This window comes from Pseudomonas migulae NBRC 103157, assembly GCF_002091715.1.
GTDB lineage: Bacteria > Pseudomonadota > Gammaproteobacteria > Pseudomonadales > Pseudomonadaceae > Aquipseudomonas > Aquipseudomonas migulae_A.
Genome location: NZ_BDAG01000012.1, coordinates 130,488 through 143,543, shown reverse-complemented (window position 1 = coordinate 143,543; position 13,056 = coordinate 130,488). Strand labels below are relative to the sequence as shown.

Annotated in this window: 9 protein-coding genes; 2 read left to right on the top strand and 7 right to left on the bottom strand. The window is 60.8% G+C overall.

Annotation, left to right across the window (positions count from 1 at the left end; translation table 11 throughout):
- Positions 1 to 95 precede the first annotated feature (95 nt).
- Complete coding sequence (locus PMI01S_RS12090) at positions 96 to 1,031, top strand: sugar kinase (protein WP_084320189.1); 936 nt, start codon at positions 96 to 98, stop codon at positions 1,029 to 1,031.
- A 108-nt stretch (positions 1,032 to 1,139) separates the two neighbouring features.
- On the opposite strand, the gene PMI01S_RS12085 is transcribed toward PMI01S_RS12090, so the two are convergent.
- A complete protein-coding gene (locus PMI01S_RS12085) occupies positions 1,140 to 1,415 on the bottom strand; it encodes a peptidylprolyl isomerase (RefSeq protein ID WP_007898282.1) in 276 nt (91 codons plus the stop codon).
- Positions 1,416 to 1,510: 95 nt separating this feature from the next.
- Positions 1,511 to 4,045, bottom strand: coding sequence for a PAS domain-containing hybrid sensor histidine kinase/response regulator (locus PMI01S_RS12080; protein WP_084320187.1), 2,535 nt, complete (start codon positions 4,043 to 4,045; stop codon positions 1,511 to 1,513).
- 120 nt (positions 4,046 to 4,165) lie between these two features.
- Between PMI01S_RS12080 and PMI01S_RS12075 the strand changes: the two genes are divergently transcribed.
- Positions 4,166 to 5,275, top strand: a complete 1,110-nt coding sequence (locus PMI01S_RS12075) for a PilT/PilU family type 4a pilus ATPase (protein ID WP_084320186.1) — start codon at positions 4,166 to 4,168, stop codon at positions 5,273 to 5,275.
- Positions 5,276 to 5,386: 111 nt separating this feature from the next.
- On the opposite strand, the gene PMI01S_RS12070 is transcribed toward PMI01S_RS12075, so the two are convergent.
- The 5 genes from PMI01S_RS12070 to PMI01S_RS12050 form a co-directional block, all read right to left on the bottom strand.
- A complete protein-coding gene (locus tag PMI01S_RS12070; RefSeq protein ID WP_084320184.1) occupies positions 5,387 to 7,342 on the bottom strand; it encodes an acetoacetate--CoA ligase in 1,956 nt (651 codons plus the stop codon).
- Positions 7,343 to 7,425: 83 nt separating this feature from the next.
- Positions 7,426 to 8,199, bottom strand: a complete 774-nt coding sequence (hbdH, locus tag PMI01S_RS12065) for a 3-hydroxybutyrate dehydrogenase (protein WP_084320182.1) — start codon at positions 8,197 to 8,199, stop codon at positions 7,426 to 7,428.
- Positions 8,200 to 8,206: 7 nt separating this feature from the next.
- Complete coding sequence (locus tag PMI01S_RS12060; protein WP_084320180.1) at positions 8,207 to 9,598, bottom strand: GntP family permease; 1,392 nt, start codon at positions 9,596 to 9,598, stop codon at positions 8,207 to 8,209.
- A gap of 297 nt (positions 9,599 to 9,895) precedes the next feature.
- The gene (locus PMI01S_RS12055) at positions 9,896 to 11,311 is read right to left on the bottom strand and encodes a sigma-54 interaction domain-containing protein (protein ID WP_084320178.1); all 1,416 of its coding nucleotides are present in this window, start codon (positions 11,309 to 11,311) and stop codon (positions 9,896 to 9,898) included.
- A gap of 158 nt (positions 11,312 to 11,469) precedes the next feature.
- Entirely contained in the window at positions 11,470 to 13,041 is a 1,572-nt protein-coding gene (locus PMI01S_RS12050) for an ABC transporter ATP-binding protein (RefSeq protein ID WP_084320177.1), read from the bottom strand.
- Between the last annotated feature and the right edge of the window lie 15 nt (positions 13,042 to 13,056).

Genomic DNA, 13,056 nt, shown 5'->3' with positions numbered 1-13,056 from the left:
TCGCCAGCAAGCAGAGGGAACGCATTCCATTGTAGGAGCCGGCTTGCTGGCGATGACGGCCTCCCGGACACCATCGAACTACCTGAGAAACAACAATGAACACCATCAACACCCTCGGCCCCAACACCCCGCGCATCGCCCTGATCGGCGAATGCATGATCGAGCTGCAGCAGCGTGCCGACGGCAGTCTGCAGCAGAGCTTCGGCGGCGATACCTTGAACACCGCGGTCTACCTGTCCCGCGAGCTTGGCAAAGGCGGCGCGGTGGATTACGTCACCGCCCTGGGCGATGACAGTTTCAGCGACGCCATGTGCCAGAGCTGGGCCGAAGAAAACATCGGTCTGGGCATGGTCCAGCGCTTGCCCGGCCGTTTACCCGGCTTGTATTGCATCCAGACCGACGCCGCCGGCGAGCGGCGTTTTCTTTATTGGCGCAACGAAGCTGCGGTCCGGGATTGCTTCACCACCCCGGCAGCGGCCCCCATTCTGGCAGCGTTGCCGGACTACGATGTGCTGTACTTCAGCGGCATAACCCTGGCGGTGCTTGGCACCCAAGGTCGGGCAAAACTGCTGAAAACCCTGATCGAAGCACGGCAGCGGGATGCGCGGATCGTCTTCGACAACAACTACCGGCCCCGGTTGTGGGCATCGATCGAGGAGGCTCGGGCGGCGTATCGCAGCGTGCTGCCGTATATCGACCTGGCGTTGCTGACGGTGGATGACGAGCAGGCGCTGTTCGATTTTTCCGATTGCGAGGCGGTGTTTGCCGCTTACGCGCAAATGGGCACGCCGGAAGTGGTGCTCAAGCGCGGCGCCGAGGCGTGTCTGATTCGTTGTGATGGTGAGTCGTTCGAGGTGCCGGCACAGAAGGTTGAGCGCGTGGTAGATACCACGGCGGCGGGAGATTCGTTCAGTGCGGCGTACCTGGCCAGTCGGCTCAAGGGCGGCAGCCCGTTGGAAGCGGCCGAGGCCGGGCATCGGTTGGCGAGTCGGGTGATTCAGATGCCGGGGGCACTGATCCCCAAAACTTGAAATGCATCCCAATGTAGGAGCTGCCGTAGGCGGCGATCTTTTGATCTTACCCTTGGAAATCAAGATCAAAAGATCGCCGCCTACGGCAGCTCCTACAGGAATTTGTGATTAATCCCGGTAGAACACCTGCACCAGGTGATACCCGAACTTGCTCTTGATCGGCCCATGCACCACGCGCAATGGCTTTTTGAAGATCACCGCATCAATCACTCCCACCATTTGCCCCGGCCGCACTTCACCCAGATCACCGCCGCGTTTGCCGGAAGGGCAGGTGGAGTATTTCTTGGCCAGCACATCGAAAGCTTCGCCCTTGGCGATGCGTTGTTTGAGCTGCTCGGCTTCTTCCGAGGTTTTCACCAGAATATGGCGGGCTTGAGCTTTCATGGGCAGTACCTTGCAACGGTGATGGCTATGTTGGTGCCAGCGGGGGGCGCGATTATGCCTTAACTCGCTGAAAAGATCGCAGCCTGCGGCAGCTCCTACGGTTGGCCGATCATCGTACGAATCTTGTTGGCCAGCAGATCAATCGAGAACGGCTTGGTCACCATGTCCATGCCTTCCTCGAGGAAGCCCTGGCGTTCGGCGGCGTTCTCCGCGTACCCGGTCATGAACAGCACCTTGAGTTCCGGCCGGTGCTGACGCGCGATTTCCGCCAGTTGCCGACCGTTCATGCCCGGTAGCCCGACATCGGTCACGAGCAGATCAACGCGAACGTCGGACTCCAGCAAGGGCAGGGCGGTCTTCGCATTTCCGGCTTCATGGGCGTGATACCCCAGCTCGTTCAGCAAGTCGAGGACCAGCATGCGCACGGCCGGATCGTCCTCCACCAACATCACGGTTTCACCGTCAATCGCCGCAGGCGCCTCGCCACTGAAGGGCAGCAGCGTATTTTCCGGTTCAGGGAAATGCAGCCGCGGCAGGTAAAGGCGAACGCAGGTGCCTTGGCCTGGAAGGCTGTCGAGTTTGACGTGACCGCCTGACTGCTGGGCAAAACCATAAATCATCGACAAACCAAGCCCTGTGCCCTGGCCGATGGGTTTGGTGGTGAAGAACGGGTCGAAGGCCTTGGCGAGCACCGACGGGGTCATGCCGGTGCCGTTGTCGCTGACGGCAATCATCACGTAGTCACCGGGCTTGACCGTTTCCAGAGTGTTGATATCGCTGCTGTCGAGGTAAACGTTGGCCGTTTCAATCAGCAACTCGCCGCCATCGGGCATGGCGTCGCGGGCGTTGATCACCAGGTTGAGCAACGCGTTTTCCAGTTGGCTGACGTCGGTGCTGACCGGCCAGACTTCATCGGCCAGTTGCAGCTTCAGCGCGATGTGATCGCCCTTGGTGCGACTGAGCAGGTCTTCCAGGGAATGAATCAGCGCGTTGGCATTCAGCGTCTTGCGATCCAGCGACTGGCGCCGGGAGAACGCCAGCAGACGATGGGTCAGGGCGGCCGCGCGGTTGGCCGACGACACGGCCGCTTCGGCGAAACGGCCGATCTCGGCAGTGCGCCCGTCAGCGATGTAGCGCTGCATCAGGTCGAGGCTGCCGATGATCCCGGTGAGCATGTTGTTGAAGTCATGGGCGATACCGCCGGTGAGCTGACCGACCGCTTCCATTTTCTGTGCATGGCACAACGCGTCTTCAGCGCGCTCGCGCTCGAACATCTCGTTTTGCAGGCGCTGGTTCGCTTCGGCCAATTGCTGGGTGCGGGCGGCAACGCGCTCTTCAAGGGTTTCGTTGAGGTTGCGCAAGGCTTCTTCGGTCTCTTTGCGCTCGGTTTCGTCGATCACGAAAATGTAGAAACCGTTCACTGCGCCATCCGGGCCGTGGCGGGGCAGGTAGTTCATCAAGGCCTGACGGGTGCTGCCATCATGATGCGGCGTGCTGATGCTGAAACAGCAGGTTCTGCCCGCCAGCGCTTCGGCGATGTATCCGGCGCGCAAGGCATAGGCTTCTTCGCCCAGCACCTCACGAATGGTCCGGCCGTAAAGTTCCTGGGGTGTCAGGCCATACCAATCCAGGTACGCGGCGTTGTTCAGGCGAAAGCGTTCCTCTCTGTCGACGTAACTGATCAGAATCGGCATGGCGTTGATGATCAGCTGCAGCTCGGTCTGGCTCTGGCGCAAGGCCTGTTCAGTGTGTTTACGTTCGGTCAGGTCCAGGGCGGCACCGAGGAAGCGGATGGGCCGGCCATGGTGATCCTTGTAGCAACGGCCCCGGGCAAACACCCAGCGCAGCTGACCGTCGGGTTGCAGCAGGCGATATTCCTCGGCGTATTCGGTGCCGTGGGTGATGCAGTGCTTGATGCCGCGGGTGACCATCGCGCGGTCTTGCGGATGCACGGCTTCGAGATAAGCACTGATGGGCAACTGGCTGGCGAGCAGCGGATCGATGCCGTGCAATTGGGCAAAGTGCGCGTCGGCGATGAAGCGGTCTTCGTTGATGTCCCAGTCCCAGGTGCCGACAGCGTCGGTGGCGGCCAGCGCCAATTGCAGGCGTTCCTCGGTTTCGCGCTGAGCCTTCAGGCTGGCGGCCGAGCGTTGTTCAAGTTCGAGGGCGATGCGTCGGCGTTCGTTGGTTTCGATGGCGGTGACCAGAATCCCGGCGACCTCGGCGCTTTCATCGCGGATCGGACTGTAGGTTAAATCCAGCCAGAAGTCGGATTCGTCATTATCGCGTTGCAGGGTGAAGCGCTGTTCACTGTAGGTTCGCACCTGACCCTGTAGGACGGCGCTGTAAATCGGGTCGGTAAAGTCTTTGAGTTCTGGCCAGATCTGGTGTGTCGGTTGTCCGAAAGCGTACGGATGCTTGCTGCCGGCCAGGAGGGCGAAGCCGTCGTTGTAGATCTGCGTGAGCTCCGGCCCCCACAGCAACAGCATCGGCATCGGTGAATGAATCACGATGTCCACCGCCGTACGCAGGCTCTGCGGCCAGGCACTGGCGCTGCCGAGCGGGGTGCTCGTCCAGTCCAGTCTGGCAATCAAGGCTTGGGCATCGCTGCCGGTGGGTGTTGCGTTCATCAAGGTGTCCTGCACGTCAGTCTGTGTGGCGGGGTCTACTATCCTAGATCGATAGGCGCTGTATGACCCGTTTTCGGGGTCATTTTCTGTTCATTCAATGCTTCGCGGGTGCTTTTTGCCATGGAAATAGATGGGCTTTTAAAGATCCTGGCCAGCCAGGAAGGTTCCGATCTGTACCTGTCCACCGGCGCGCCGCCCAGCGCACGGTTTGATGGCGTGCTCAAACCCTTGTCCGACCAGCCGTTCAAACCGGGGGAAATCACGGCGATTGCCATGTCCATCATGGACGCCGAACAGCGGCTGGAGTTCGATCGTGAACTGGAGATGAACCTGGCGATCTCTTTGACGGGTGTCGGGCGTTTTCGGGTCAATATTTTCAAACAACGCAATGACGTGTCGATCGTGATGCGTAATGTCAAACTCGATATTCCGCGTTTCGAAGACCTCCAGTTGCCCGCGGTGCTGCTGGAAACGGTCATGCTCAAACAAGGGCTGATACTGTTCGTTGGCGCTACCGATTCGGGCAAGTCTACCTCGCTGGCGGCACTGATCGATTATCGGAACCGCCACAGCAGCGGCCACATCATCACCATCGAAGACCCGGTCGAATACATCCATCGGCACAAGAAATCGATCATCAATCAGCGCGAGGTCGGCGTGGATACCCGCAGTTTCCATGCGGCGTTGAAGAACACCCTGCGCCAGGCGCCGGACGTGGTGCTGATCGGCGAGATCCGCGACCGCGAAACCATGGAGCATGCGCTGGCGTTTGCCGATACCGGGCACCTGGTGATTTCCACCTTGCATGCCCACAACGCCCATCAGGCGCTGGATCGCATTATCAACTTCTTCCCGGAAGAGCGGCGCACGCAATTGCTGCATGACCTGGGCAGCAATCTGAAAGCGTTCGTTTCCCAGCGGCTTGTACGTACCCGGGATGGGCAACGCAGAGCCGCGGTGGAAGTGATGCTCGGTACGCCGACCATTGGTGACTTGATCCGGCGCAACGAATTCGATGAGCTCAAAGGGATCATGGAGAAGTCCGCCGAGCAGGGCATGCAGACGTTCGATGGCGCGTTGTTTGCGTTGGTTGAAGAAGGCGCGATCGATGAGGAGGAAGCGCTGAAGTACGCCGACTCGGTAAACAATTTGCGTCTGCGGCTGAAGCTGCATGCCGACGCATCACCGGGCCCCAATGCACCACCCGGCGAATGGGGGCTGATGGACTGACACAAATCCCCCTCTGTAGGAGCCGGCTTGCTGGCGATGGCCGCCTGGCGTTTAACATCAACCGTCAGGGCCGCCATCGCCAGCAAGCCGGCTCCTACAGAGGGGTGTGTTTCAGGTGTTGAGCTCGGGGCGGTCGCGGAATTGCTCCAGCGCTTCAGGATTGGCCAGCGCATCGGTGTTCTTCACCGGCTGGCCATGCACCACGTTCCGCACCGCCAGCTCGACCACTTTACCGCTGATGGTCCGTGGAATGTCCGTCACCGCGACGATCTTCGCCGGCACATGCCGTGGCGTGGTGTTGGCGCGAATGACCTGGCGAATCTGCTGTTGCAGGGCTTCGTCGAGTTCGATGCCATCGCGCAGGCGCACGAACAGCACCACCCGCACGTCATCCTGCCACTGCTGACCGATGGCCACGCTGTCGATCACCTGCGGGACTTTCTCCACCTGACGGTAGATTTCCGCGGTGCCAATGCGCACGCAGCCAGGGTTGAGTACGGCGTCCGAGCGGCCGTGAATCATCATTGCGCCATGAGCCAACTCTTCGGCGTAATCGCCCTGGGCCCAGACGCCCGGAAACTGGCTGAAGTAGGACGCGCGCAGCTTTTCGCCAGTCGGGTCGTTCCACAGGCCGATGGGCATTGCCGGGAAGTGCCGGGTGCAGACCAGCTCGCCTTTTTCACCCACTACCTGCGTGCCGGCGTCATTCCAGACCTCGACGGCCATGCCCAGGCTCTTGCCCTGGATTTCGCCGCGACGCACCGGCAGCCACGGATTACCGTTCACGAAGCACGAAACGATGTCGGTGCCGCCGGACATCGACGCCAGGCACAGGTCGGCCTTGAAGTCGCGGTAAACGTACTCGTAACTTTGCGGTGACAGCGCAGACCCGGTGCACAGCAGGGTTTTCAGGCTGCCCAGATCGTGGCTTTGCCGAGGTTTCACGCCGGTGCTTTCCAGCGTCGCGAGGTATTTGGGACTGGTGCCGAACACGCTGATGCGCTCGTCGTCGATCAGGTCGATCAAACGCTCGGGGCCAGGGTGAAACGGCGAGCCGTCGTACAGCACCACGGCGCTGTCCACGGCCAGGGCCGAGACCAGCCAGTTCCACATCATCCAGCCGCATGTGGTGTAGTAGAACAAACGGTCGGCGGGACCGAGATCGCAATGCAGGCCGTGTTCCTTGACGTGTTGCAGCAGCACGCCGCCGGTGCTGTGAATGATGCATTTGGGCACGCCGGTGGTGCCGCTGGAATAGAGGATGTACAGCGGGTGCGCGAAGGGCACGGCGACAAAATCCGGTTCGCCACCGGGTTCGTAGAATTCATCCCAGAGCGTCACGTCGGCGTGGGTGCGGAAGTCTGCGATACGCGCCTGTGGTCGAGCGTAAGGCACGACGATCAATTGTTGCAGGGACGGCAGGCGTTCGAGGATTTCGTTGACCTTGGCGCGCTGGTCGATGTCTTTGCCGGCGTAGCGGTAACCGGCGCAGGTGATCAACACTTTCGGTTCGATCTGGCCGAAGCGGTCGATCACGCCTTGGGTGCCGAAGTCCGGCGACGAACACGACCAGATCGCCCCGAGGCTGGTGGTCGCGAGCATGGCGACCAGGGTTTGCCAGGTATTGGGCATGCACGCGGCGACGCGGTCGCCGAGGCCGACACCGGCGGCGATCAAGCTGTTCTGAAAACCGGCGACATGCTCGGCCAGTTCGGCCCAGGTCAGCTGTTCGCGCTGGCCGTTTTCGCCGATCGCGATCACGGCGACGGCATCGTCGCGACGGCGCAGCAGGTGTTCGGCGAAGTTCAGGGTAGCGCCAGGGAACCATTGGGCGCTGGGCATCTGGTCGCCTTCGATCAGCACCGCGTCGGGTTGATCGTGGAAGCGGATATCAAAGAAATCGACGATGGCTTGCCAGAAGTCGACCCGCTGATCGATCGACCATTGATGCAGATCGGCGTAATCGGTGACGTCGAGGTGATGTCGCTGATTGATGAAACGCCGAAAGGCCTCCATGCGAGTCTTGGCGATGCGCTTGGCGTCGGGTTGCCAGAGGATGTCGGACATGATTTGCCTCTTTTTATTAATGCATTCAGCCGGCTTTTTGTGGTGAGGGGGCTTGCCCCCTCACCACAGGTGTTAGCAGCGGATCACTGCGCCAACCACCCACCATCAATATTCCATGCCGCGCCCCGCACCTGGCTGCCGGCCTCGCTGCACAGGAACAACACCAGCTCACCCAATTGCGGCGGCGTGACGAACTCCAGCGAAGGCTGTTTCTCGGCCAGCAAATCATGCTGCGCCTGCTGCGGATCAATCCCGGTCGCGATGCGGTCATCAATCTGCTTCTGCACCAGCGGCGTCAACACCCAGCCCGGACAGATTGCGTTGCAGGTGACATTGGTCGTGGCAGTTTCCAGGCCGACCACCTTGGTCAAACCGATCACCCCGTGCTTGGCCGCGACGTAAGCCGCCTTGCCCACCGACCCGACCTGACCGTGCACCGAGGCGATGTTGATGACCCGTCCCCAGCCTTTGTGGCGCATGCCCGGCAGGGTCAAACGGGTGCTGTGAAACACCGAGGACAGGTTGATCGCAATGATCGAGTCCCAGCGCTCCACGGGAAAGTCTTCCACTGGAGCCACATGCTGGATGCCGGCATTGTTGACCAGTATGTCCACGCCGCCGAACTCGCGCTCGGCGTAGGCGATCATGTCGGCAATCTGCGCCGGGTCGCTGACATCGGCGGGGTGATGGCCGACCTTGCCACCGAACTGTTCGACCTCGGCAATCACCTTGGAGGCATCGCCGAAACCGTTGAGGATCAGGTTGGCGCCGGCCTTGGCCAGGCTGAGGGCGATGCCCAGGCCGATGCCGCTGGTTGAACCGGTGACCAGTGCAGTCTTGCCCGAAAGAGTCGTCATGAATACCTCACACAATGCCAGTGGCGTAGAAAGTACCGATCACCACAAAGACCGCCAGGGTCTTGATCAGCGTAATACAGAAAATGTCTTTGTAGGCTTCGCGGTGGGTCAGGCCGGTGACGGCCAGCAAGGTGATCACCGCGCCGTTGTGCGGCAGGGTGTCCATGCCGCCGCTCGCCATCGCCGCGACCCGGTGCATCACTTCCAGTGGAATGTTGGCGGCATGGGCCGCGGCGATGAAGTCATTGGCCATGGCCGCCAGCGCAATGCTCATGCCGCCGGACGCCGAACCGGTAATGCCGGCCAGCAGGGTGACGGTCACCGCTTCGTTGACCAGCGGGTTTGGAATGCTCTTGAGCCAGTCGGCCAGTACCAGGAAGCCCGGCAAGGAAGCGATTACCGCACCGAAGCCGTATTCCGAGGCGGTGTTCATCGCCGCCAGCAACGAACCGCCGACCGCGGTACGACTGCCTTCGGCCAACTTGCCGCGAATCGCCTTGAAGCCGAACACCAGCACCATGATGATGCCGACCAGCAACGCAGCCTGAACCGCCCAGATCGCCGTGAGCTTGGCGATTTCAGTGGTCACCGGCGCGGCCATGCCCGGCAGTGCGAGGCTGTGGGTCTTGCCGTACCACTGGGGAATCCACTGGGTGAAGAGCAGGTTCATGATGCCCACCGCCAGCAGTGGCGACAGCGCGATCCATGGATTTGGCAGCTTGATATCGGCTGCGGTTTCCGGCTCGTTGCGCAGGTCGGAGCCATAGCCTTCACCGGTGGCCTGAGCCTTGTTGCGCTGGCGCTGCAGAAACAGCATGCCGGCGCAGACCACGAAGATCGAGCCGATCAAACCCAGCCACGGCGCCGCCCAGGCGGTGGTGTTGAAGAAGGTGCTGGGGATGATGTTCTGGATCTGCGGGGTGCCGGGCAGGGCGTCCATGGTGAACGAGAACGCGCCGAGGGCGATGGTCGCCGGGATCAGGCGTTTAGGGATATTGCTCTGGCGGAACATTTCGGCAGCGAACGGGTAGACCGCAAACACCACCACAAACAGCGACACGCCGCCGTACGTCAGCAGGGCGCAGACCAGCACGATCACCAGCATCGCCTGACGGGTGCCGAGCAGACGAATCGCCGCCGCGACAATGGAACGCGAGAAACCCGACAACTCGATCAGCTTGCCGAACACCGCGCCGAGCAGGAACACCGGGAAATACAGTTTGATGAAGCCGACCATTTTTTCCATGAACACCCCGGTGAAAGCGGGGGCGACGGCGGAAGGGTCGGTGAGCAGAACGGCGCCGAGGGCGGCAATCGGAGCAAAGAGGATAACGCTGTAGCCACGGTAGGCTGCGAGCATCAGCAGCGCGAGGGCTGCCAAGGCAATGATCACACTCATGGTGTGTCTCCTGGATTGTTATTTTTGTGGGGTGAAGCTGTGTGGAGGAGGGCTATAGCGAGTTTCGTGCCATAGGTGCAACATGTTGAAATATAAGGATATTTATGGGTTTTTTAGCGGCGGGTGAACGTGTTTGTCTCTATTTTGAGATTTTTTGTGATGTTGAGGGCCTTATCGCCAGCAAGCCGGCTCCTACAAGGGTGTGTGTTGTGAATGCGATCTCCTGTAGGAGCCGGCTGGCTGGCGATGAGCGCGCAGCGCTCCCAAACATATCTACCAATAGAGATTCGTGTCTCTTTATGGAGACTCGGCAATCCCCAGCGCCACCATCTTCTTGTAAAGCGTCGACCGTCCAAGCCCCAGGCGTGCCGCCGCTTCAATCACCTTCCCCCCACATTGCGCGAGGGCAGATTCAATCAATTGCCGGTCAAACCGTTCACGTGCCTCACTAAACGTCTCGTGCTCAACCGACTCAATCTTTAACGGCGCCGCGCGTTCCACCGGCGTAAACGTACCAATCGCCGCGCGGATATCCTGCGCATTCAGCATCAGGTCGTCACTGAGCAATGCCGCCCGTTCCAGCACGTTGCGCAGTTCGCGAATGTTCCCCGGCCAGGCGTGTTGCGCCAACAGCTCCAGCGCTTCGCGGTTCAGTTCATGCTGACTGCGCAGCTCCTCGAGAATCGCTTCACTCAGGGCCGGCAAATCATCGAGACGATCCCGCAGCGGCGGCACCTGGATTGGCAACACGTTGAGGCGGTAATACAGATCGGCACGAAACTCGCCGCGTTTGATCGCCGCTTCAAGGTCGGTCGAGGTGGCTGCGATCACCCGTACATCGCTCTGGATCACTTCATTGGAACCCACCGGTTCAAATTCCTTTTCCTGCAACACCCGCAGCAGTTTGCTTTGCAGGGGCAGCGGCATGTCGCCGATCTCGTCGAGGAACAGCGTGCCGCCCTGGGCAATCTGCAACTTGCCGGCACGGCCCTTGCGGTCGGCACCGGTGAATGCGCCGGGGGCGGTGCCGAAGAATTCGGCTTCCAGCAGAGACTCGGGAATCGCTGCGCTGTTGATACTGACAAAGGCTTTATGGGCACGCGGTGAAGCCCCGTGAATAGCCTGCGCCAACAGCTCTTTGCCGGTGCCGGTTTCGCCGAGCAGCAACACCGGCGAATCGGCGCTGGCACTGCGCCGGGCGCGGCGTTTGACTTCGAGGCTGGCCGCGCTGGTGCCAATGAAATGGGCAAAGTTGTACTTGGTCTGTCGTGCCCGCAGCAGCGAGCGGGTGGAGGCCAGTTCTTCCTGCATGCTCATGTAGCGCTTGAGCATCGGCGACAGGCTGCGCAACTCATCGAACAGCGCGAAACCGATCGCACCGATCACCACGCCGGCATCGTCGTGAATCGGCAGGCGCATGACCACCAGCGGTTCCTTGGGGGTGTCTTGCATGTCGAGCAGAATCGGCCGGCCAGTGCGCACCACCTCACGCAGCAGGCTGCCGGGGATCACGCTTTCGCAGGCCTTGCCGATGGCCACTTCCGCCGACGCCAGGCCGAAGCGCCTGGCGTAGCGTTCGTTCATCCAGACGATGTTGGCGTCGCGATCGACGATCACCGTGCCTTCACTCGACTGCTCGATGATCTCGAACAGCGAACGGATCGCCAACAGGCGAACGCGCTGGTAGTCCTTCAGGCTTTCGGTGGTGTTCATGTGGGCTGATCCTGATTATTTATTGCCTGTGCCGGCCCCTTCGCGAGCAAGCTCGCTCCCACATTCGATCGCGTTCGACCAGACAACTCGGTCAAATGTGAGAGCGGGCTTGCTCGCGAAGGCCACAACTCGGTCCAAAGGTATTGCACGGATTATGCCTACCGCGGATGCGCCGCCGCCAACAGCTCTTTGGTGTACGGATGCTGTGGTGAATCGAACACGTCGTGGCTGGCGCCGCTTTCCACTACCTTGCCGTCCTTGATCACAATCATGTCATGGGCGAGGGCGCGGACTACCGCCAGGTCATGGCTGATGAACAGGTACGTCAACCCATGTTTTTCCTGAAGCTGGCGAAGCAGGGCAACCACCTGTTTTTGCACCGTGCGGTCCAGCGCCGAGGTCGGTTCGTCGAGCAGGATCAGCGCCGGTTTCAGCACCAGGGCCCGGGCAATGGCGATGCGCTGGCGCTGGCCGCCGGAAAACTCATGAGGGTAGCGATGGCGACTTTGCGGGTCGAGGCCGACTTCCTGCAGCGCCCGAATCACCTCGGCCTTGCACTCATCCGCCGTCAATTGACTGTGAACCTCAAGGCCTTCGCTGATGATCTGCGCCACGGACATCCGTGGGCTGAGGCTGCCGAATGGATCCTGGAACACCACCTGCATTTTTTTGCGCCACGGCCGCAGCTGCTTTTGCGTCAGACCATCCAGCGCCTCACCCTGAAAGCGAATGCTGCCTTCGGAGTCGAGCAGTCGCAGGATCGCCTGGCCCAGCGTGGACTTGCCGGAACCGGATTCACCGACAATGCCCAGCGTCTTGCCACGCTGAACATTCAGGCTGATGCCATCCACCGCGTGCAAATACGTTTTACGCTGGAACAGCCCACCACTGAGAGCGAAGCGCACGGAAAGGTTTTCCACTTCCAATACGTTCTCGCGCGCGTCCCGTGCCAGGGCTTCACCTTCCGGTTCGGCGTTCAGCAACACGCAGCTGTACGGATGCTTTGGCTCGGTGAACAGCGTCTCGCAGGGTGCCTGTTCGACGATTTCCCCGGCCTTCATCACGCACACGCGCTGGGCGATGCTGCGCACCAGGTTGAGGTCATGGCTGATCAGCAGCAGCGACATGCCGAGTCGCTGTTGCAGAGATTTGAGCAGCAGCAGGATCTTGCGCTGCACTGTCACGTCCAGCGCCGTGGTGGGTTCGTCGGCGATCAGCAACTCTGGCTCGCAAGCCAGGGCCATGGCGATCATCACCCGTTGCCGCTGACCGCCGGACAGTTGATGCGGGTACGCCTTGAGCCGTTCCTTGGGTTTCTGGATGCCCACCAGGTGCAGCAATTCAAGAATCCGTGCCTGCGCGGGTTTGCCGGTCAAGCCTTTGTGCAACAGCAAGGTTTCGCCGATCTGCTTTTCGATACTGTGCAGCGGGTTGAGCGAGGTCATCGGCTCCTGGAAAATCATCGCGATGCGGTTGCCGCGCAATTCCCGCAGCACTTTGGAGGAGGCGCCGAGCAGTTCCTTGTTGCGATAGCGGATGCTGCCGGTGGATTCGGTGCCGGTCTCGGGCAGCAATTGCAGGATCGAGTGCGCAGTCACCGATTTGCCGGATCCCGACTCACCGACCAGCGCCAGGCATTCACCGGGGCGGATGTCCAGGCTCAGATTGCGCACCACGGTCTGGCCGCTGAAGGCCACGTTGAGGTTGCGGATTTCGATCAGGTTACTCATATCAACATCCGCTTA

Coding starts and splice junctions, on each gene's coding strand:
- PMI01S_RS12090 (WP_084320189.1), top strand. CDS start 96: ATGAACACCATCAACACCCTCGGCCCCAACACCCCGCGCATCGCCCTG.
- PMI01S_RS12085 (WP_007898282.1), bottom strand. CDS start 1,415: ATGAAAGCTCAAGCCCGCCATATTCTGGTGAAAACCTCGGAAGAAGCC.
- PMI01S_RS12080 (WP_084320187.1), bottom strand. CDS start 4,045: ATGAACGCAACACCCACCGGCAGCGATGCCCAAGCCTTGATTGCCAGA.
- PMI01S_RS12075 (WP_084320186.1), top strand. CDS start 4,166: ATGGAAATAGATGGGCTTTTAAAGATCCTGGCCAGCCAGGAAGGTTCC.
- PMI01S_RS12070 (WP_084320184.1), bottom strand. CDS start 7,342: ATGTCCGACATCCTCTGGCAACCCGACGCCAAGCGCATCGCCAAGACT.
- hbdH (WP_084320182.1), bottom strand. CDS start 8,199: ATGACGACTCTTTCGGGCAAGACTGCACTGGTCACCGGTTCAACCAGC.
- PMI01S_RS12060 (WP_084320180.1), bottom strand. CDS start 9,598: ATGAGTGTGATCATTGCCTTGGCAGCCCTCGCGCTGCTGATGCTCGCA.
- PMI01S_RS12055 (WP_084320178.1), bottom strand. CDS start 11,311: ATGAACACCACCGAAAGCCTGAAGGACTACCAGCGCGTTCGCCTGTTG.
- PMI01S_RS12050 (WP_084320177.1), bottom strand. CDS start 13,041: ATGAGTAACCTGATCGAAATCCGCAACCTCAACGTGGCCTTCAGCGGC.